The 18,688-nt window shown below is 64.7% G+C and carries 21 protein-coding genes; 5 read left to right on the forward strand and 16 right to left on the reverse strand.

The window, feature by feature from the left end; translation table 11 throughout:
* Positions 1 to 108 precede the first annotated feature (108 nt).
* From QM732_RS12830 to QM732_RS12850, 5 genes are all read right to left on the reverse strand, one after another.
* Positions 109 to 723, reverse strand: coding sequence for an START domain-containing protein (locus QM732_RS12830; RefSeq protein WP_415656521.1), 615 nt, complete (start codon positions 721 to 723; stop codon positions 109 to 111).
* Between the two features lie 507 nt (positions 724 to 1,230).
* Positions 1,231 to 2,331, reverse strand: a complete 1,101-nt coding sequence (locus QM732_RS12835; protein WP_415656522.1) for an alkene reductase — start codon at positions 2,329 to 2,331, stop codon at positions 1,231 to 1,233.
* 39 nt (positions 2,332 to 2,370) lie between these two features.
* Entirely contained in the window at positions 2,371 to 3,582 is a 1,212-nt protein-coding gene (locus QM732_RS12840; protein WP_415656523.1) for an L-dopachrome tautomerase-related protein, read from the reverse strand.
* Between the two features lie 36 nt (positions 3,583 to 3,618).
* Complete coding sequence (locus QM732_RS12845) at positions 3,619 to 4,413, reverse strand: SDR family NAD(P)-dependent oxidoreductase (protein ID WP_415656524.1); 795 nt, start codon at positions 4,411 to 4,413, stop codon at positions 3,619 to 3,621.
* A gap of 85 nt (positions 4,414 to 4,498) precedes the next feature.
* Positions 4,499 to 5,197: a type 1 glutamine amidotransferase domain-containing protein gene (locus QM732_RS12850; protein ID WP_415656525.1), complete on the reverse strand. Its 699-nt coding sequence runs from the start codon at positions 5,195 to 5,197 to the stop codon at positions 4,499 to 4,501.
* A 100-nt stretch (positions 5,198 to 5,297) separates the two neighbouring features.
* Here QM732_RS12850 and QM732_RS12855 point away from each other — a divergent pair, with 100 nt between their 5' ends.
* Positions 5,298 to 5,705: a LysR family transcriptional regulator gene (locus tag QM732_RS12855; RefSeq protein WP_415656526.1), complete on the forward strand. Its 408-nt coding sequence runs from the start codon at positions 5,298 to 5,300 to the stop codon at positions 5,703 to 5,705.
* Here QM732_RS12855 and QM732_RS12860 read toward each other — a convergent pair.
* Positions 5,702 to 6,465, reverse strand: a protein-coding gene (locus tag QM732_RS12860) for an IS5 family transposase (RefSeq protein WP_415654614.1) whose coding sequence is annotated in 2 segments (ribosomal slippage) — positions 5,702 to 6,150 and positions 6,150 to 6,465 — 765 coding nt in all. Because the reading frame shifts where the segments join, the coding sequence is not laid out codon by codon here. The two genes, QM732_RS12855 and QM732_RS12860, sit on opposite strands and share 4 nt — an antisense overlap.
* A 38-nt stretch (positions 6,466 to 6,503) precedes the next feature.
* On the opposite strand from QM732_RS12860, the gene QM732_RS12865 reads away from it, so the two are divergent.
* Positions 6,504 to 7,022 carry a substrate binding domain-containing protein gene (locus tag QM732_RS12865; protein WP_415659378.1) on the forward strand — a complete coding sequence of 173 codons (519 nt, stop codon included), beginning with the start codon at positions 6,504 to 6,506 and terminating at the stop codon, positions 7,020 to 7,022.
* A 507-nt stretch (positions 7,023 to 7,529) separates the two neighbouring features.
* Here QM732_RS12865 and QM732_RS12870 read toward each other — a convergent pair.
* Genes QM732_RS12870 through QM732_RS12880 form a run of 3 tightly spaced genes read right to left on the reverse strand, consistent with a single transcriptional unit; the run spans position 7,530 to position 11,991 of the window.
* Positions 7,530 to 7,739: a DUF2892 domain-containing protein gene (locus QM732_RS12870; RefSeq protein ID WP_415656527.1), complete on the reverse strand. Its 210-nt coding sequence runs from the start codon at positions 7,737 to 7,739 to the stop codon at positions 7,530 to 7,532.
* Positions 7,736 to 10,957 carry an efflux RND transporter permease subunit gene (locus QM732_RS12875; protein ID WP_415656528.1) on the reverse strand — a complete coding sequence of 1,074 codons (3,222 nt, stop codon included), beginning with the start codon at positions 10,955 to 10,957 and terminating at the stop codon, positions 7,736 to 7,738. The genes QM732_RS12870 and QM732_RS12875 overlap by 4 nt, the downstream gene beginning before the upstream one ends.
* Positions 10,957 to 11,991, reverse strand: a complete 1,035-nt coding sequence (locus QM732_RS12880; RefSeq protein WP_415656529.1) for an efflux RND transporter periplasmic adaptor subunit — start codon at positions 11,989 to 11,991, stop codon at positions 10,957 to 10,959. Before QM732_RS12880 ends, QM732_RS12875 begins: the two co-directional genes overlap by 1 nt.
* A 144-nt stretch (positions 11,992 to 12,135) precedes the next feature.
* On the opposite strand from QM732_RS12880, the gene QM732_RS12885 reads away from it, so the two are divergent.
* On the forward strand, positions 12,136 to 12,495 hold the full coding sequence (locus QM732_RS12885) for an ArsR/SmtB family transcription factor (RefSeq protein ID WP_415656530.1): 360 nt from the start codon (positions 12,136 to 12,138) through the stop codon (positions 12,493 to 12,495).
* A gap of 38 nt (positions 12,496 to 12,533) precedes the next feature.
* On the opposite strand, the gene QM732_RS12890 is transcribed toward QM732_RS12885, so the two are convergent.
* Positions 12,534 to 12,845 carry an ArsR/SmtB family transcription factor gene (locus QM732_RS12890; RefSeq protein ID WP_415656531.1) on the reverse strand — a complete coding sequence of 104 codons (312 nt, stop codon included), beginning with the start codon at positions 12,843 to 12,845 and terminating at the stop codon, positions 12,534 to 12,536.
* A 124-nt stretch (positions 12,846 to 12,969) separates the two neighbouring features.
* Here QM732_RS12890 and QM732_RS12895 point away from each other — a divergent pair, with 124 nt between their 5' ends.
* Complete coding sequence (locus tag QM732_RS12895; protein ID WP_415656532.1) at positions 12,970 to 13,131, forward strand: DUF3149 domain-containing protein; 162 nt, start codon at positions 12,970 to 12,972, stop codon at positions 13,129 to 13,131.
* 242 nt (positions 13,132 to 13,373) lie between these two features.
* Here the strand turns inward: QM732_RS12895 and QM732_RS12900 are convergent, their stop codons facing one another.
* From QM732_RS12900 to cydP, 5 genes are read right to left on the reverse strand one after another with little or no spacing between them, the layout of a single operon-like run.
* Complete coding sequence (locus QM732_RS12900) at positions 13,374 to 13,649, reverse strand: cyd operon YbgE family protein (RefSeq protein WP_415656533.1); 276 nt, start codon at positions 13,647 to 13,649, stop codon at positions 13,374 to 13,376.
* Positions 13,646 to 13,768 (reverse strand): cytochrome bd-I oxidase subunit CydX, encoded by a 123-nt coding sequence (cydX, locus tag QM732_RS12905; protein WP_415656534.1) that lies wholly within the window; start codon positions 13,766 to 13,768, stop codon positions 13,646 to 13,648. The genes QM732_RS12900 and cydX overlap by 4 nt, the downstream gene beginning before the upstream one ends.
* An 11-nt stretch (positions 13,769 to 13,779) precedes the next feature.
* Complete coding sequence (gene cydB, locus QM732_RS12910) at positions 13,780 to 14,922, reverse strand: cytochrome d ubiquinol oxidase subunit II (RefSeq protein ID WP_415656535.1); 1,143 nt, start codon at positions 14,920 to 14,922, stop codon at positions 13,780 to 13,782.
* A 9-nt stretch (positions 14,923 to 14,931) separates the two neighbouring features.
* Positions 14,932 to 16,488: a cytochrome ubiquinol oxidase subunit I gene (locus QM732_RS12915; RefSeq protein WP_415656536.1), complete on the reverse strand. Its 1,557-nt coding sequence runs from the start codon at positions 16,486 to 16,488 to the stop codon at positions 14,932 to 14,934.
* Positions 16,485 to 16,661 (reverse strand): cytochrome oxidase putative small subunit CydP, encoded by a 177-nt coding sequence (gene cydP / locus QM732_RS12920; protein ID WP_415656537.1) that lies wholly within the window; start codon positions 16,659 to 16,661, stop codon positions 16,485 to 16,487. The genes QM732_RS12915 and cydP overlap by 4 nt, the downstream gene beginning before the upstream one ends.
* A gap of 242 nt (positions 16,662 to 16,903) precedes the next feature.
* On the opposite strand from cydP, the gene trxC reads away from it, so the two are divergent.
* Entirely contained in the window at positions 16,904 to 17,326 is a 423-nt protein-coding gene (gene trxC, locus QM732_RS12925; RefSeq protein ID WP_415656538.1) for a thioredoxin TrxC, read from the forward strand.
* A 2-nt stretch (positions 17,327 to 17,328) separates the two neighbouring features.
* Here the strand turns inward: trxC and QM732_RS12930 are convergent, their stop codons facing one another.
* Positions 17,329 to 18,663 (reverse strand): sigma-54 interaction domain-containing protein, encoded by a 1,335-nt coding sequence (locus QM732_RS12930; RefSeq protein WP_415656539.1) that lies wholly within the window; start codon positions 18,661 to 18,663, stop codon positions 17,329 to 17,331.
* Positions 18,664 to 18,688: the final 25 nt, after the last annotated feature.

The following is an 18,688-nucleotide window of genomic DNA, read 5'->3' on the forward strand; positions in this document are numbered from 1 at the left end:
CTCGCCTTGTGTGCCATCAACTCTAGGAAACCAGGGCCGGTGCAGCCCTGGCGATCCACGCCACCTGCCAGGCAAACGGCGCCAACTGTTCGACCGTCGGCGCCAACCTCAGTGGTCTGCCTGGACGCGCGCCCTGAGGGCCTTGAGCGTCCCATACGGCGTGTCCACCACTGCCTGGTTGGCCAGCCAGCTTGGGATGGCACCGCCCGGGGAGGCATGCATCTGGTAGCTCACGCCGACCCCATCGGCATTGGAAACCAGGCGCCACTGGCCCTCCGCCAAGGGAATGCGCACCCTGCCCTCGCGCAACGGGACGAGATTCGGAACGGCTTCGACACTGACGACTACGACCCCATCGGCGGGACGCGAATAGCCGAAGCGGTAGACGCCATCACGGTTCGACACAGGCCACGGAGCCTTGTTCTCGAGGTAGTGGTATTGCTCGGTGTCGCTCGACTTCAGCAAGTCGGAAGTGATGACGTCGGGCATCCACTTGCGAAAGGCGCCGGCGTCTCGCAGCGCCAGAACGACGTGCTCCAGCTTCGCTCTGACTTGCACTTCACCCCGGAACTCGCGCAAAGGCGAGTCCGCAACCGACCGCACATAGACCTGGATGCCGTCGGCGTCCTTGGCAAGGTTCCATGCGTCTTGTGCAGATGCTGAATTGCCCGCGAACAGGCCGGCCGCGATCAGAACGGCTATCGAAGATCTCATGATGTTCATGCGCAGTCGATGCGAAGTGCAGAGGCCATGAACTTAGTGGCGAAGCCGTCTTCGTCCACTCGCCCGATGCGCCACCAGCACAGCAATCGATACCGACGAGGTCCTGGTCGGAGACCGTCATGTCGCCAACCGCCACTGCACCGCGCCAACGCCTACATCAGGGCGGCAAGGATGCCGTAGTCACGGTGCTCGCGACTTCAGGATCACCTTCCCGCGAGAGGGCGCGTCGCGGCAGGGCTGCATGCATGGCTCCGCGTATGGCGGCCAATGCGCCGGTCGCGGCTTCGTATCCACGCCTCCTGGCGGCTTCCCGGCCCGATGCATCACTCATCCCGGCTGGAGCGATGACGGGCGCGATCAGCACATCGGCCAGACCAGTCTCCCGGCTGACAACAGGCAACTCTGCACCTGAGCCACCCTGAGCCACATGGACACCTTCGAGGCGCACCTCCACGATGCGCTGCGCCTGGCGGTTCGGCTCTCGTCGCGGGCGTCCTATTCGAGCGTTCAAGCCGGTTGATAGACCTGGTAGTCCGTGTACCCCTCAGCGCCGCCGCCAAAGCTTCGTGATCGATCCGCCTTCTCGAGCGGCCAGCCATTGCGCAACCGCTCCACCAAATCCGGATTCGCGATGAAGGGTTCGCCAAACGCGGCAAGGTCAATGAGCCCCTCCTGGATGCAGCGCTCAGCATGCGCACGAGTCATGCCGCCGGCAAGGATCAGCGTACCGCGATAGCGCAGCCGAAACTGCGGCAGGAAACTGGCCGGAATGGGCGTGCTGCCGCGCGACTGCTGGTCCATCAGGTGGACGTAGGCCAAGTTGAACTTCGATAGCTCGTCGGCCAGATGCAGGTACGTCTTATCGACGTCGTCGTACAGCCCCATGTCAAACAGACCGCCGTAGGGTGACAGGCGCACCGCAGTGCGATCGGCGCCAATTCTGTCGGCAACCGCAGCCACGGTCTCCAACAGGAAGCGGGAGCGATTTTCTATTGTGTCGCTGCGGTACTCGTCGGTTCGGTCGTTGACCAGCGGGTTCAAGAACTGCTCGATGAGGTAGCCGTTTGCTCCATGGAGCTCGATACCGTCGAAGCCGGCTTCGATGGCTCGCTCGGCGGCCACGGCGAAGTCTCGGATGACTCCCCGGACTTCGGCCGTACTCAACGCGCGCGGTGCGGACACGTCGACCGGACCTGCGCTGCCATCGGCGAGGAAACCCCAAGCCTGAGAGGCTTTTGCAATCTGCGCTGTCGAGCTGACCGGGGCGATCCCGCCTGGCTGGTTGGACACATGGGACACGCGGCCCACGTGCCACAACTGGGTGAAGATTGCGCCGCCTTGCGCATGCACGGCCTGTGTGACCGCTCGCCAGCCAGCGACCTGGGCCGACGTGTACAAGCCCGGAATGAAAACGAATCCTTCGGCCGTCTTCGAGATGGGCGTGCCCTCGGTGATGATCAATCCGGCACCGGCCCGCTGTTGGTAGTACAGCGCGTTCAGCGCATTCGGGATGCCGTCCGGGTTGCGTGCCCGGGTCATCGGCGCCATCACGATGCGATTGCGCAAGTGCAATACACCGAGGTCATAGGGTTCAAACAAGTCGTTCATGGGTAAGCCGCGCGCCAGTAGCTCTTGTCCGATGGCCGATCAGTTGGCCTTCGCAGGCTGGCTGCTGAGCCGAATTCGCCACAGGTCGTAGCGCTCGCTCCCGGCCTTCACTGCGCCAGCGAAATGCCGATTGAGCTGACTGGCGGTGAGGACGAGGTAGCCGTCAGGCGTGATTGCCGGGGTGTCGGGCCAGAAGATCCCATCGTTCGTCGCGAGGACCGTCATGGCGCGCGTCGACGGATCGAAGCGAACAATGCCGTTGCGGGTGACATCGGTGATGTAGAGCTGGCCCCGGGCGTCGGTGACTATGCCATCCGTGTTGCCGCCGACGTCGCCGATGGTGCGGACTTTGGAAGCAAGCGTCTTCTCGCTCGCCGCTGCGCTGCGGAGCACGTCGGTCGAGATCGAGAAGGCGTGGGTCCCTGTGGTGACGGTCCAGTACAGCGTGCGTGCATCCGGCGACAGCGCGATGCCGTTGATGCCCAGCGTCAGCGGATTGCCGCTCCACACTTCCTCTCCGTGAGAGACAACTTTCACCTGCGGCTCAGGCAGCACGGAGGGGTGACGGTTCAAGACGCGGCGGCTTGCGCCGGTCTCGAAATCCGCCACGATGATGCCAGCCTGATTGTTCGGTGCGCTGCGCAGGCCGCTGTCGGAGATATAGGCAATCTTGCGAGATTCGTCGACTGCGATGTCGTTGAGGAAGCTGCCCTTTCGGTCTGCCACCGCGTCCAGCGGGATGCGCTTGACGACACGACCGCTGCTCAGCTCATAGATGACGATCTTCTGCCCACCGACAGGTGCTTCGGCCTCGCCTGCGACAAAGCCCATGTCCAGGGCCCAAAGCCAACCGTTTCGGTGATCGACGTAGAAGCCCAGCACGTTGCGCAGGCTGGTTTCCGGCGATGCGACTACGGAATTGCCAGGCTCGGAAGGAAAGGCTGTGAGGCGAGCAGGACCATCGGCGCTTGTCGTGTCGAGGATGCTCAAGGTGGCCGGCGCATCGGCTGCGATCAATCGAGGCGTGCTCACGAAGGCGCGTCCCTTGGCATCGAAATGAATGCCGGCGATGGGTGCATTCGCGGAGTTAGCGAATGGCCTTTGTGCGGCAGTGTCCGTATTCCAGGTCACGCCGGCATAGCTGCGCCAGCGTTCGAGAGTCGCGTTCTCCGCGCTCCAGGCGGATTGAACCAGGGCGACAGCCATGGATGCGGCGACCAGCGCGCGCTTCGTCGTTCGGAAGGTGTTCATGAGCTTCTTTGGGGGTGTGAGGTTGAACATCAGCGATCAGAGAATTGAGCGGTAGCTACCGCCTTCAACACGCACGGCTGCGCCGTTGGATGCAGCGCCCAGAGGACTCGCGAGCAAAGCCACCATGGCGGCGATTTCGTCGGCCTCGATCATTCGGGCGATCAGCGAGCTGGACCGGTGCTCGGCAAAGAAGTGCGCCTCGATCTCCGCGTCACTCATGCCCGCCTGCGGTGCTGTCTGGCGCAGGAAATCGACGATCCCTTCCGAGCGGGTTGCTGCCGGCAGCACGCTGTTGACGGTCACTCGGGTGCCCTTGGTCAGCTCGGCAAGGCCGCGAGCCACAGCAAGTTGCGCAGACTTGCTGACGCCGTAATGGATCATGTCCGGCGGCGTGAAGGCAGCGACTTCGCTGGAAACAAAGATGACGCGCCCCCAGTTGCACGACAGCATTCGCGGGAAATAGTGGCGGGAGAGCCGAACGCCGGACATCACGTTGACATCGAGCATCGCGGCCCAGTCCTCATCCGTGATGTCGGCGAAGGCCTTCGCTTCGTAGAAGCCGAGGTTGTTCACCAGGATGTCGGTGTCGGGCAAAGTCGACACAAGCTGCGCAGCGCCGCCGGCCTGGGCAAGGTCGACGCAGATCCCACGCAGCAAAGCTTGTGGGGCGACCGCACGGATGCTCGCCATCGCCAAGTCGAGCTTGTCCTGCGTTCGTCCGGTCATGGTGACAGCGACACCCTCTTCAGCGAGCGTGCGTGCGATGGCAAGTCCAATACCGGCGGTTGCGCCCGTGACCAGGGCTGACTTGCCTTGCAATTGAAGGTCCATAGATGGCTTTCGTGTGATGGCCCACCCACCGGGCGGTGGGCTGGCCAGTGTGACTTGGGGAGTTCGGAGCGGCGCTGAGCGCCTGTCAGGCCACGGTGAGCAGCTCGCGCACGGCCGCGCCGACGCCACCTGCCGACTGCGGGTTCTGGCCCGTCACGAGGCGCCCGTCGACAACGACGTTTGCGGTCCAGTCTGCGGCGGGCTGATGGAGTGCGCCGCGCTCGGTGAGCGTGCTGGCCAACAGGAACGGCACCACCTTCCCGAGCTTGACGGCGTGCTCTTCGCTGTCGGTGAATGCGGCGATCTTCTTGCCTGCGACGAGCGGCGTGCCGTCGCTGAGTGTCGCGTTCACGAGTGCCGCGGGACCGTGGCACACGGCTGAGACGACGCCACCGGCTTCGTAGATCGAGCGGATGGTCTTGGGGACGGCTTCATCGAAGGGGAAGTCCCACATCGCGCCGTGGCCGCCGGCGAAGAAGATGGCCGAGTAGTTCGTCGGCTCGACGTCTGCCAGGCGCTTGGTATGGGCGACCTTGGCCCGAAACGCCGCGTCGTTCCAGTAACGAGCATTGATGGCGTCGTTGAGATCCAGCCCATCGACGGGCGGCTCACCGCCCTGGATGGACGCGAATTCGACCGGCAGTTGGGCCTTGTCCAGCTCTGCCAGCGGGTGGGTGACTTCGCCGAGGTAGTAGCCGGTGGGCTCACCGGTGCTTCCTTTGACGCCGTGGCTCGTGAGCACAAACAGCACGGGCTTGATCGGAGTGGGCTTTGCGGTGGTCATCTGGCGGCTCTCGCTTGAAGTTCAGTGCCTCCACTCTATTAATGCCTTATAAGGAGATAAACTTGCTGTCAAGAAAATGATTAGTTCTCTAGAGGATTAAATGGCGCGCAACTTTGAATATCTGGGCGACGTCGAGGTCTTCCTGGCCGTGATGGAGCATGGGTCGTTCTCTGCGGCCGCGGCGGCGCTGGCGACGACGGCGTCAGTGCTTAGTCGAGCGGTGGCACGTTTGGAGGCGCGGCTTGGGCAGCAGCTGATGCGCCGGACGACTCGGCGCATTGGTCTGACAGAGGCCGGGCGGCGCTATCTGGACCAAGCGCGGGGCGCTTTCGAGCTCCTGAAGGATGCGGAGCAAGAGGCCCAGTCTCGAAGCGCGGCTCTGAGCGGCCGCGTGCGCATCAGCGCACCGACGACGTTTGGCCACTTCCGCATACCGGCGTTGCTGAGGCCCTTCCTGCTGCAGCACCCACAGGTACGCCTGGAGCTGAACATCACTAGGGCCTGTTAACACAAACGCAATCCGTCAGCGATCAGAGCGAAGCTGATGAAGGCGGTGAACATGATGTCGAGCTTCTCGAAGCGGGAGAAGATTCGGCGATAGCCCTTGAGGCGGCGGAACAGGCGCTCGACTTCATTGCGGCGCTTGTACATCTCGCGGTCGTACTCCCAGGGCTCGATGCGCGTGCTCAGGGGCGGCACGACAGGGATGAACCCCAGGTCGAGTGCGAGCTGCCGAGTTTCGTTGCCCTCGTAGGCGCGATCCATCAACAGATGCAAAGGCCGATTGGGCGCACCGAGCCGCTTCAGCAGAGCTCGCCCCTCGGGAGCATCGTGCGCCTGCCCTGGTGACAGCGAGAAGGTTATGGCCGTGCGCGCGTCCGCCGCGACGAGATGGATTTTGGTGTTCCACCCACCACGGGATTTGCCGATAGCTTGCGGACCGTTTTTTTTGGCGCGCCGGTGCCATCGGGGTGCACCTTGACGCTGGTGCTGTCCAGCGACACCGCTTCAATCTTGATCTGCACGATCTGCGCCTGCTGCAATTGCTCGAAGGTCCGGTCCAAAACGCCCGACTTTGCCCAGCGGCTCATGCGCGTGTAGATCGTATGCCAGTTGCCGAAGCGCTTGGGCAAGCCGCGCCATTTGCAGCCGTGCTCAGCAACGTAAAGGATGGCATTCAACACCTGCAGATTCGACAGGCTGACGTTGCCGCGTTGCAGCGGCAAGCAGTGCTCGATCTGCGCGAATTGGGCTGCTGTGATCTCCATGCACTCACTGTCGCAGCCCAATTGCTTTGGTGCAATTAGTGTTAACAGGCCCTAATCGGAATGTCGATCTGGTGGCAGAGGGGTTCGATATGGCCATCCGCCTCGGCCAATTGCCCGACAGCGGACTTGTCGCGCGGAAGCTGGAGGATGCCGAACTTCGGCTCGTCGCTTCGCCTGACTATCTCAAACGCGCCGGGACCCCGCAGACCCTTGACGATTTGAGTAGGCATGTCTGCCTACCCTTTGTTCTCCCGCGCACGGGCAAGCATGGGCTCTGGTCGTTCCGCTCAGGCGGGGAGGACATCGAATGGCAGCCGAGCTCAGTCCTTGAGGTTTCGGATGACGTCCTTGGAACGGTCTCATTGGCTGAGCAGGGAATTGGCATCTGCCAAACCTATGACTTCATCGTGCATGAGCACCTGAATCGAGGAAGTCTGGTCGAACTCCTGCCTCAACTGGGTGGGCGCACAAGGCCGTTCTCGCTTGTGTACGCCCCTCATCGGCATCAGTCTGCAGCGGCACGTGTCCTGGTTGAAGCGCTTGTCAGCTCCGCATGAGAGGGGGCGAACACGCCGCACTTCTGGCGCGTGTCGATGGCTATGAGACTTGCGTCACTTGGACGGCGCAGAGGGCGTTCGCCGCAAAAATCCACTCGACAAGTTTGCGTTTGTCGTCGTCCGTTGACGAACTGACAAGACACCTTCCGAGGGTGTCGCCGTACACGCCAGCTTGCGAGACGGATGGAATGGCCAGGGCTGCGAGCAAGACGCAGATTGCGGTGGAACGTGTCGACACAGATGATTCCTGCCTGATTGGATGGCCCATGCGCTATCCCAGCCGAAGGGAAAACGCCTGAGCTGTGGCTTGGCGAGCATAACCAGCCCAAACACCGCCGGCAGTAGGCTCGCAAGCACGTGGCGGCTCAATCCAGACAACGGCGGAACCAGCCGTAGACATGCGGACTGCTCCGCCCGGCGGCACGGCAGCGTGGCCCCAAGAGGCACGCGAGCACGAGGTCGGTACGGCGGCGAATCTGGCACAGGGGCAGGCGTCGCGCCTGCGGATCAGCAACCGCCCTTGACACCCAGCTTGCGCAGGATGATCTCCAGAGGGCACCAACGTGTGATGGCGCTCTGTAGCAGGTTCGCGCCCACGAAGGCCGTGAACGCCAGCCACCAAGTGCTGACGAAGACGGGGCTGCCAGGCACGCCCAACAGCAGGGAAACCAGGATGAAACTGCCTGCGAACAGACGGACGACTTGCCAGGAACTCATGGTGCACTCCTTGCTTCGGATGGCGTGGATGAGGGAGGCTGGTGGCGATACGCCACGAAGTACAGCAGGGGAATGACGACCAATGTCAGCAACGTGCTGACCAGGATGCCGAAGATCAGTGAGATGGCCAGTCCGTTGAAGATCGGGTCGTCAAGGATGAAGAAGGCCCCCAGCATGGCGGCCAGGCCCGTGAGCACGATCGGTTGGGCACGCGTGGCGGCGGAGTGCACCACGGCTTGCTTCAGCGGCCGGCCTTGCGAGATCTCCAGCCGGATGAAGTCCACCAGCAAGATTGAATTGCGCACGATGATGCCGGCCAGCGCGATCATCCCGATCATGCTGGTGGCGGTGAACTGCGCCCCCAGCAGCGCGTGCCCTGGCATCACCCCCACCAGCGTCAGTGGGATCGGCGCCATGATGATGAGCGGCGTGAGGTACGAACCGAACTGCGCGACGACCAACAAGTAGATCAGCACCAGTCCAACCGCGTAGGCGGCGCCCATGTCGCGGAAGGTCTCATAGGTCACCTGCCATTCGCCGTCCCACTTCAGCGTGTATTCGCGCCAGCCATCGCTGGGCGGCTGGATGAAGGCTTCCTGCAGCGTGCCGCCGCCGGGCGTGGCCAGGCGCATGAGCTCTGCGCGCATCTTGAACATGCCGTACAGCGGGCTATCCAGCGCGCCGGCCATGTCACCAACGACGAAGTGCACCGGCAGCCCATCCTTGTGATGAATCGGCTGCTCGCGCAGGCCATCACTCACCGTGACCAACTCCCGCAGCGGCACCAGTACGCCGGCAGCGCTTCGCACACCCAGTTGCAGCAATGCACCCAGGTCGCCGTGCCGCTCCGCTGGCAGTTGCAGCCAGGCGCTGGCCGGATACTTGCTGCCATCGTGCAGCCAGGTGGTGGCCTCCCCGCCCAAGCCAGCGGCCAGTGTGGCCACGATAGCCGACTGCGGTACGCCGAGCAGTGCGGCCTTGCTGCGGTCCACGCGCAGCAGCTTCTTGGGTGCGGTGGCAATGCCGGAATCATCCACATCGACGACGCCGGGCGTGCGCTCAAACACGCGCCGCACATCGGCGGCCACCTGGCGACGGCCGTCGGCGTCCGGGCCGTAGATCTCTGCCACCAGCGGCGCCAGCACCGGTGGCCCCGGCGGCACTTCCACCACCTTCACATTGGCGCCGTGACGGCGGCCAATCTCCTGCAGCGCCGGCCGCAGCCGCGTAGCGATGGCGTGGCTCTGCGCGCTGCGGCGGTGCTTGTCCACCAAGTTGACCTGAAGGTCGCCCACCTCGCCTCCGGCGCGCAGGTAGTACTGCCGCACCAGGCCGTTGAAGTTGATCGGCGCAGCCGTGCCGGCATAGGCTTGGTAGTCGATCACTTCGGGCTGCTGGGCCACGTAGGCACCCAGCTCGCGCAGTACGGCGGCCGTGCGCTCAAGCGGCGTGCCGGCAGGCATGTCAACGATGACCTGGAACTCCGACTTGTTGTCGAAAGGCAGCATCTTCAGCACCACGAGGCCGATGGCCGGCAGCGCCAACGACAGGGCGATAAGCCCAGCCACGCCGGCCGCCAGCCAGCGGCGATGGCGATCCCCGGTGGCATCGTCCAGCAGTGGCCGGAACACGCGCTCGAACAGCGGTCCCAGCTTCGCACCCAGGCCGTACCCTACCTTGGCTGCGTGGCCCGTACGCTTGAGCCACAACCGCGCCAGCCAGGGCGTGACGATGAACGCAATGGCCAGCGACAGCAGCATGCCCATGCTGGCATTGATGGGGATGGGACTCATGTAGGGGCCCATCAGGCCCGAGACGAAGGCCATGGGCAGCAACGCCGCGCTGACGGTCAGCGTGGCCAGGATGGTGGGTCCACCCACCTCGTCGACCGCACCAGGAATGAGCTCGCGCAGCGACTTGCTCGGATGGAGCGCCATGTGACGATGGATGTTCTCGACGACGACGATGGCGTCATCCACCAGGATGCCGATGGAGAAGATCAACGCGAACAGTGACACACGGTTCAGCGTAAAGCCCCAGGCCCAAGACGCGAACAGCGTGACGGTCAGCGTCAAGACGACCGCACTGCCGACGATGGCTGCCTCGCGCCGGCCCAACGCCAGAAACACCAGCGCCACGACGGAGGCCGTCGCAAACGCCAGCTTCTGGATCAGCTTCATCGCCTTGTCATTGGCAGTGGCACCGTAGTTGCGCGTCTCGGTCACGTCAACGCCTTGCGGAATCAGCGTATTGCGCAGTTCTCCTACGCGGCGTAGCACCGCATCGGCCACTTCGATGGCGTTCTCGCCGGGTTTCTTCGTGATGGCGATGGTGACGGCCGCCTGCTCGGTGGCATTTGTGCCAGCCGTGCCGTACCACACGTAGCGCTGCGCGGGCAGCGGGCCATCCACGACCTGGGCCACGTCGCCCAGGAACACCGGGCGTGCGTTTCGGACCCCGACCACCAGTTGCGCCAGCTCGCGGGCGTCATTCAGAAACGGACCGGCCTCCACGTCAATGGCGCGGTCGCCCTGGAGCAGTTGGCCGGCCGACGCGCCAGCATTGGTCGACTGCAGTGCTTGCCGCAGCTCCGCCACGCCGATGCCTGCCACGGCCAGGCGCGCAGGATCCAGCTCCACGCGGATGGCACGTCCCGGTCCGCCGAGCGTGGCCACCTCTCGCGTGCCCGGCACACGCTTGAGGTCCGCCTCCAAGCTGTGGGCGATGCGCTCCAAATCAAAGGCACCGATCTGTAGGTCCTGCGCGTGCAGCGCCAGCGTCACGATGGGCACATCGTCAATGCCCTTGGGCTTGATCAACGGTGCGGCCACGCCCAGATTGGTGGGCAGCCAGTCCGCGTTCGCGCGCACCGTGTCGTGCAGCCGCACCAATGCCTCTGTGCGCGGAACCCCCACCTTGAACTGCACCGTCAAAACCGCCACCCCGGGGCGGGACACGCTCATCACGTGCTCCACGCCGGCCATCTGCGACAGCACCTGCTCCGCGGGCGTGGCCACCATCTGCTCCACATCCCGAACGCTGGCACCGGGAAAGCCCACGATGACGTTGGCCATCGTGACGTTGATCTGCGGCTCCTCTTCGCGCGGCGTCACGAGCACGGCGAACGCGCCAAGCAGCAGTGCAACCAAGGCCAGCAGCGGCGTGATCTGCGCCGACTGGAAGAAGCGGGCTATGCGGCCTGAGATGCCGAGCTCCATCACGGCCTCCGTGCGGCGGCCTGCGGATCCAGCGCAATGCGCTCACCGCGGGTGAGGCCCGAGAGCACCTCGGTCTGCTCCCCGACAACAGGCCCGACGCGCACCTGGCGCAGCAGTGCCCGGCCGTCAGAGCCCACCACGTAGACCGCCTTCAGCTCCGCTCGCTGCACCAGCGCCTTGCTGGGTATCAGCAGCCGAGCGGCCGCGGCGTCGGCGCCAGGTAGCCAGGCGCGGGCGAAGCTGCCGGGAGCGGCCACGCTGCCAGCCGGCAGCGCGATGCGCACGGTCACCGTATGTGTGGCTGGGTCGGCAGCAGGCAGCACCTCCCAACGGGCCGCGGCCAGCCGCTGACCACCGACCTCCAGGCTCACCGCCTCTGCCTGGGCCGCGCGCAAGCGCGTCACGCCAGACTCCGGGACGGCCACCGCCACGCGAAGCGCGGCGGGGTCATACAGCGTGAGCAACGGACGACCGGGCATGGCCATGTCGCCGGGCATCACGCTGACTTCGCTGACGATGGCGTCATATGGCGCCTTGATGAGGAAGTAGCTCGTCTCGGTGCGGGCAGCCAGCGCAGCGGCCTGCTGGGCCTGGGCTTGGGCTGTGGCGGTCTTGTACTGCGCTTCAGCGCGCTCCAGCGCGGCCTGGCTGATGTAGCGGCGCTCGGCCAGTTGCTGTTGACGCTGGAACTCCAGCGTCGCCGCCTCCTGCGCGGCACGCGCGGCCTGTACCTGCGCGGCCGCGGCACCGGCCTGCTGCTCGGCAGCTCGCGCGTCAAGACGCGCCAACAGCTGGCCGGCCCGCACATGGTCGCCCACCTTCACCAACAACGCGAGAACCGCACCGGGAACCTGGGCCGACACGACCGTCTGCCGTACGGCTTCAACCGTACCGTCCTGCGCTCCCGTGGGCAATGTGGCGCCAGACGAGACGGTCCAGGTGGACAGCTCGCCGGCGGCAAGGGCCGATTGGGGGTTCAGCCCGATAAGGATCGCCATCGCGGCGATAGGCGGGAAGGTGGTCCAACGGGACATGTTCATTCCTGTGTGTGACTTCTGTATATCGTTATTCTATTATTTAGCTACATAGCTAACAAGTCAACGACGATGGTGAGCAACACTGAAGCGCCCTCCACGATCGGGCATGATGGCGCCGTTGACGTTCCAGGCTGCCCCGTGATGAAGGATCTACCCGAAGAAGCGCTGCATCAGGTGGCGGCCTATTTCCAGGCGCTGTCCGAACCCACGCGGCTGCAAATCCTCAACCTGCTGCGCCAGGGCGAACTCAACGTGGGCGAACTCGCGCAGGCCTGCGGCTTCACATCAGCCAACATCTCACGCCACCTTGCAGTGCTCATGCAGCAAGGACTGGTCTCGCGCGAGGCGCGCGGCTCGGCGGTTTACTACAGCATCGGCGATGACTCCGTCTATGCGCTGTGCGACCTTGTCTGCGGCAACATAGGCCGGCATATGGAACGGGCAGCAGCCCAGCGCAGCAGCTTTCTGAAGGGCAGCAAGACCGCCCGCCGCTCCGGCTGAGCGGCTTGCCTGGTGCCGCTCAGCGCCACTCCCCCGACTCAACGCGCCTCAGCTAAACCCTGCAGCGCCGTCATCAAGAACCGGGCGTGGCGGTCTGCCAGGTGGTAGTAGACGCGCTTGCCGGCCCGCCTTGTGGCCACAAGCCCGTATCGACGCAGCACGGTCAGTTGCTGGGACAGTGTTGGCTGAAGGATGCACAACTGCCGCTCCAACTCACCCACGCAGAGTTCTTCACGCTGCAACGCCGTCAACAGACAGAGGCGATCCCGATTGCCAAGCGCCTTGAACAATCCCGCGGCAAGCTCCAATGGATCGTGAGGGGCCTCAGTCGCTTCCTGGCGGTGGGTCATGGTGCAGTTTCGCTGGCCGATCAAGCGTAACCACGTCGACCGATGGGAGCTTGCGGCAGATCAAGGCGGCGGCGCTGACGCCGTCCTGCAATAGGCCTCATCACCACTGACGAAGGAGAACGTCATGTCCGTCTTCAAGGATCTTCTGAGCAGCGACTCTGGCCTGATGAGCTTGGCCGTACTCACATTCATGCTCGGCATGGGCGGCTTCTTCATCCGCTACTTCCTGCGGCATATGCGCGAAGACGAACGCCGCTCCAGCAACGACCAACGACCGTTGACCTGAACACCGATGAATGGCTGAGCTCGCGCTATTCGAGAGTGGCGCATCATCGCCAACCTCTCGTGGGGGCGAACTCGGCCCCTGGACGAAGTCGGGACCTCGACGCAGCCCTTGGTGACCGAGGTCCAGGGGCCCTATGACCGCACGGACTCCACGCCTGCCTCAGGTAGCTGCGCCCCTCCCCGGGGCAGCAGGACTACGCTACCGATGCGATGGGCCGCTGGCGATCCGGCAAAGTCCTGTCGTCAGGGCCTGGCGTAGAGCGCGACGCCAGCCAGCCCCAGCGCCCCCAGGCAGGCCCAACCAGAGAACAAGACTCGCCAAACGCGATGCTGCGGCACGAATCCCACGCCGCGCACGAAACCGGCGCTCATCGCCCAGAAGACCAACATCGCCAGGCCATGGTCAGCACGTCCATCCACACGCGCAAAGACCAGTGGATAGACCGTGGCAGCCAGCATCAGCGCGCCCGCCGCGAGGAGGCACGGCCAATGCACGCGAGTCGAGGCCTGAGGGGTCACAACTCGTCAGCCCGGCCGCGCGAGGCGCGACGCTCGTCGGCCATCTCGCCCCACATCGCGTTCATGACGGCCAGCAGCACGGCAAAGCCGACGCCGAGGATCCAGGCGAAATACCACATGGCAGACCCCTTCAGTAGGCAGTGTGTTCGTTGGCGCGGATCTGCTCCACGGTGACCTTGCCGCGCATGACGCGATAGGCCCAGCCGGTGTAGAACACGATCAGCGGCATAAAAAGGACCGTCGCGCCCAGCATCAGCGCCAGCGTCATTGGGCTGGAGACACTGTCCCAGACCGTCAGGCTCGCACTGGGCATGCTGGACGATGGCATCACGAACGGGAACATCGCAGCACCGGCCGTACCGATGATGCCCAACAACGCGAGCGACGACGCGACAAACGCCGACAGTGTGTGACGGGCACCAGCCAGCAGAGCCGCCAGCAGCGCGCCGACGATAGCGAGCCCGGGCAGCACCCACAGCGCCGGGACAAGACGGTAGTTCGACCACCAGCCATCAGCGCTGCGCACAACGACCTTGGCCAGCGGGTCGGGCATCGCATTGGGATCTGGCGCCTGCGCCATCGCAAAGCCGTCGATGCCACCGAAGCGCAGCCACAGACCCGCCGCCACGAAAGACAGCACGGCGACCAACGCCGCAACGCGCGCAGCCGCGACCGCCCGTGTCTGGATGACACCCTCGGTGCGGTGCGCCAGGTAGACGCCCCCATGCATCGTGATCATGGCGCTGCTTACCACGCCGGCGAGCAGCGCGAAGGGGTTGAGCAACTGCCAGAAACTCCCCGAGTAAGTGCTGACGAGGTAGTCGTCGAACTGGAAGGGCACACCCTGCAGCAGGTTGCCGAATGCCACGCCGAAGATCAACGGCGGCACGGCCCCACCCAAGAACAAGCCCCAATCCCAGGTACTTCGCCAGCGCGGGTCGTGGATCTTGCTCCGGTAGTCAAATCCGACAGGCCGGAAGAACAGCGCCCAGAGCACGGCGAGCATCGCCCAGTAGAAGCCGCTGAAGGCCGTCGCGTAGACCAGGGGCCAGGCTGCGAAGATGGCACCGCCGGCCGTGATGAACCAGACTTGGTTGCCGTCCCAGTGCGGACCGACGGTGTTGATGACGACGCGGCGCTCCTCGTCATTGCGGCCGGCGAAAGGCAGCAGCGTGCCAACGCCCATGTCATGGCCGTCCATGATGGCAAAGCCGACGAGCAGCACGCCCACAAGCAGCCACCAGATGATCTTCAGGGTTGCATAGTCGATCACGACTTCTCCTCAGGCATGGACAGGTTCGAGGTCGTAGCGGCCGGTTCCCAAGGATCCCGGCCCCTGGCGGGCGAACTTCTGCATCAGGTAGACCTCAACGATGAGCAGCACCGTGTAAAAGCCCACAAAGCCGGCCAGGGAGCCGTACAGGCTCTCTGCGCTGATCGTGGAGACACTCATGTGCGTGGGCAGCACACCGTAGATCGTCCAGGGCTGGCGACCGTACTCGGCGACGAACCAGCCCAGCTCACAGGCGATCCATGGAGCGGGTAGCATCCACAGTGCCCACTTCAGCAGCCAGGGCCTGCGTGCGCAGTCGCCCTTCAGCGTGGACCAGAACGACAACGCGAAGAGCGCCAGCATCAGCATTCCAAGGCCCACCATGGCGCGGAAGCTCCAGAACATCGGTGCCACGCGCGGCACGGTGTCATGCACGGCGCGCTCGATGATCTCGGGCGTGGCCTGACGCACGTCGATCACGTACTTCTTCAGCAGCAGGCCAAAGCCCAAGTCGGCCTTGTGTCGCTCGAAGACCTGTAGCGCGACTGGATCGTCGCGATGGGTGCGCAAGGCCTCCAGCGCCGTAACGGCAACGATGCCGCGCTGGATGCGCTCGCGGTTCTTCGCCTTGATGTCCCGGATGCCGGGAATCTCCTTGCTGACGCTGCGCGTGCCGATCAAGCCCATCACGTAGGGGATCTCCACCGACCAGTCGTTCTTCTGCGCGGCCTCATTGGGCCAGGCAACGACGTTGAAGCTGGCCGGCGCCGCCTCGGTCTCCCACATGGCCTCGATGGCGGCCATCTTGGTCTGCTGCGCTTCGCCCACCGTGTAGCCCGACTCGTCACCGAGCACGATGACGCTCAGTACACTGGCCAGGCCGAAGGCCGATGCGACGCGAAAGCTCCGCTTGGCGAACTCCACGTCCCGGCCCTTGAGCAGGTACCAGCTGCTGATGGACAGCACGAACATGGCGCCGGTCACGTAGCCAGCCGACACCGTGTGCACAAACTTGGCCTGCGCATCGGGGTTGAAAACCACGGCCCAGAAGTCGCTCATCTCCATGCGCATGGTCTGGTAGCTGAATTCGGCGCCTACCGGGTTTTGCATCCAGCCGTTGGCGATGAGAATCCAGAGCGCCGACAGGTTGGTGCCGATGGCCATCAGCAATGTCACCAGAAGGTGCTGCGGACGGCTCAGGCGGTCCCAGCCGAAGAAGAACAGACCGATGAAGGTCGATTCGAGGAAGAAGGCCATCAGGCCCTCGATAGCGAGCGGCGCGCCAAAGATGTCTCCCACGTAGTGGGAGTAATAGGCCCAGTTCGTGCCGAACTGGAACTCCAGGGTGATGCCCGTGGTCACGCCCAACGCGAAGTTGATGCCGAAGAGCTTGCCCCAGAAACGGGTCATGTCCTTCCAGACCGTCTTGCCGCTCATCACGTAGACCGTCTCCATGATGACGAGCAGCCAGACCATGCCCAGGGTCAGCGGCACGAAGAGAAAGTGGTACATGGCCGTGGCTGCGAACTGCAGCCTCGACAGGTCGACGACGTGTTCCGAGATCAACGGGATCCTCCTTTGTCGGGTGCGGGCACTGCGAGATGTTGAGCAGTGGCGTCAGCGTCAGGACTGACGCGCTGACCGCGCACGAATCCCCACCACAGTCCCGTCAGCACCAACAGCTTGATGACGGCCACCCAGACCATGTGGCGGACCAGTCGGCGTTCGTCATGTGTCATGGCCCATTCATCCCAAGAACCATGCCTGCGCCCCCGCGGCACGACGTTCGACGCTAACCACCTGTCGCATCAGGAGATTTGCCGCTTCAGCAGCGTCACATGCGCAGCCACGGCCTGGCGGAGCAGGCTGCCATTGGCAGCGTGGCAGTCGTGCCTGGCAGTCCCGCTGCCAGCTCGGCCAGCCCTTTAAGTTCGGCGACGCCGCCCGATATGCGGGAACAGACTCAACCGGAGCCCTCTGCATGCTGCTCGTCTGCCCCCACTGCGGCACCCGCAACCGCGTCCCCGACGAACGTCTCGCTGAAGACCCGAGCTGTGGCCACTGCGGCCAGCCCGTCGCCCCGCACAGGCCTGCCGCGCTGAGCGACGCCGACCTCGGCCCCTACCTGCAAGGCACCGAAGCGCCGGTGGTCGTCGACTTCTGGGCGACCTGGTGCGGCCCTTGCCGCTCCTACGCGCCGCATTTCGAACAACTCGCAGCGGCGCGGCCCGAGCTGCGCTTCGTGAAGGTGGACAGCGACGCTGCCCCGCGCAGTAGTGCCTCGCTGCAAATCCGCAGCATCCCGACGACGCTGCTGTTCGTTGGCGGACGCGAAGTCGCTCGCCAGAGCGGGGCGATGTCAGCCGCCCAGCTCAGCGCCTGGATCGATAGCGCCCTGCCCTGACGTCAGCTCAGACCGAGCGCCTTGAGTCGCCGATAGAAGGTTCGTTCACTCAGGCCCAACTGCGCGGCCATCTCGCGCCGACTCAGCCGGCCGTCCGCGACGAGACGACGAATCTCACCATCCTGGTCTGAGCTGAGCTGCTGGGATGACACGGCCGGTGCAGGCTGCGCAAGCGGTTGCAGCCCCTGCAGCCACTCGGGCAGGTGCTCGGGTCGCACGACACCGTCGTCGGCGAACAGCCTGGCACGCTCCAGCACATTGCGCAGCTCCCTGATGTTGCCGGGCCAGTCATGCGCCTGCAGTCGCGCCATCGCCGCGGGCTGGACGACGATCCGCTGTGCACCCTTGGCGCCGCGCTGCAGGAATGTGTCGACCAGCAACGGGATGTCGCTCGCCCGCTGGCGCAGCGGCGGCAGGACGATGGGGAAAGTGGCGATGCGGTAATAGAGGTCCTGGCGGAATTTCCCTTCCGCAACCATCTGCTGCAGCGGCTTGTGCGTCGCTGCAACGAGGCGGAAGTCGGCCTGTTGCGTGTCGGTGGCGCCGACGCGCCGGAAGGTCCCGGACTCGATCAGCCGCAGCAGCTTGACCTGCATGCCCAGCGGCACGTCGCCGATCTCATCGAGGAAGAGCGTGCCGCCCGCGGCCGTCTCCACCAGTCCCGGCTTGCGGTGCTGGGCGCCCGTGAACGCCCCCTTCTCGTAGCCGAACAGCTCGCTCTCGAACAGGGTCTCGGGCAGGCCCGAGCAGTCGACGACGACGAAGGGGCCGTCGTGGCGGTCGCTGACCTCGTGCACGGCACGAGCAAACAACTCCTTGCCAGTGCCGGACTCGCCGAGCAGCAGTACGGGCAGGCGGGACCGGGCCACACGTTGTACTGCCTCCAGCGCGGTGTTGAAGGTCGCCGAGCGGCCGACCAGACCGTCCTGGCTGGCGCGGGCGGAGGCATGCTTTACCGTTGCCAGCCGCTCGACATAGGCCACCGCATGGCCGTCGCCATCGAGGATGGGGCGCAGCTCCACATCCACGTGCTCGGGGCCGCGCGGCGTGTGGTGGATGTGCAGCACGCGGTCGGGGCCTTTGAGCTCGAAGGCGCGCTTCATGGGGCAGTGCTCGCCGGCCTGGTCGCAAGGCAGCTCGTAGCGGTGCGACACGCGGTAGCACTTGTGGCCCAGATAGGGCCGATCGGCGGTGCCGAACTGGCGCTGGTAGGCAGTGTTGGCGGCAAGGATGTTGTAGTCCGGGTCCAGCACGATCATGGGCTGGGCCTCATGCTCCAGATAGGACACCAGGGCCTGGACCTGGGGAGTGCTGACGCTGTCAGTGACGGCGGACATTGGGCTGCTGTGATCAGGTGAAACT

The organism is Roseateles sp. (assembly GCF_047654805.1).
Taxonomy (GTDB): Bacteria; Pseudomonadota; Gammaproteobacteria; order Burkholderiales; family Burkholderiaceae_C; genus Pelomonas.

Excerpts from the sequence above, each read along its gene's own strand:
- QM732_RS12830 (WP_415656521.1), bottom strand. The coding sequence starts at position 723 with ATGAACATCATGAGATCTTCGATAGCCGTTCTGATCGCGGCCGGCCTG.
- QM732_RS12835 (WP_415656522.1), bottom strand. The coding sequence starts at position 2,331 with ATGAACGACTTGTTTGAACCCTATGACCTCGGTGTATTGCACTTGCGC.
- QM732_RS12840 (WP_415656523.1), bottom strand. The coding sequence starts at position 3,582 with ATGAACACCTTCCGAACGACGAAGCGCGCGCTGGTCGCCGCATCCATG.
- QM732_RS12845 (WP_415656524.1), bottom strand. The coding sequence starts at position 4,413 with ATGGACCTTCAATTGCAAGGCAAGTCAGCCCTGGTCACGGGCGCAACC.
- QM732_RS12850 (WP_415656525.1), bottom strand. The coding sequence starts at position 5,197 with ATGACCACCGCAAAGCCCACTCCGATCAAGCCCGTGCTGTTTGTGCTC.
- QM732_RS12855 (WP_415656526.1), top strand. The coding sequence starts at position 5,298 with ATGGCGCGCAACTTTGAATATCTGGGCGACGTCGAGGTCTTCCTGGCC.
- QM732_RS12870 (WP_415656527.1), bottom strand. The coding sequence starts at position 7,739 with ATGAGTTCCTGGCAAGTCGTCCGTCTGTTCGCAGGCAGTTTCATCCTG.
- QM732_RS12875 (WP_415656528.1), bottom strand. The coding sequence starts at position 10,957 with ATGGAGCTCGGCATCTCAGGCCGCATAGCCCGCTTCTTCCAGTCGGCG.
- QM732_RS12880 (WP_415656529.1), bottom strand. The coding sequence starts at position 11,991 with ATGTCCCGTTGGACCACCTTCCCGCCTATCGCCGCGATGGCGATCCTT.
- QM732_RS12885 (WP_415656530.1), top strand. The coding sequence starts at position 12,136 with ATGAAGGATCTACCCGAAGAAGCGCTGCATCAGGTGGCGGCCTATTTC.
- QM732_RS12890 (WP_415656531.1), bottom strand. The coding sequence starts at position 12,845 with ATGACCCACCGCCAGGAAGCGACTGAGGCCCCTCACGATCCATTGGAG.
- QM732_RS12895 (WP_415656532.1), top strand. The coding sequence starts at position 12,970 with ATGTCCGTCTTCAAGGATCTTCTGAGCAGCGACTCTGGCCTGATGAGC.
- cydX (WP_415656534.1), bottom strand. The coding sequence starts at position 13,768 with ATGTGGTATTTCGCCTGGATCCTCGGCGTCGGCTTTGCCGTGCTGCTG.
- cydP (WP_415656537.1), bottom strand. The coding sequence starts at position 16,661 with ATGACACATGACGAACGCCGACTGGTCCGCCACATGGTCTGGGTGGCC.
- trxC (WP_415656538.1), top strand. The coding sequence starts at position 16,904 with ATGCTGCTCGTCTGCCCCCACTGCGGCACCCGCAACCGCGTCCCCGAC.
- QM732_RS12930 (WP_415656539.1), bottom strand. The coding sequence starts at position 18,663 with ATGTCCGCCGTCACTGACAGCGTCAGCACTCCCCAGGTCCAGGCCCTG.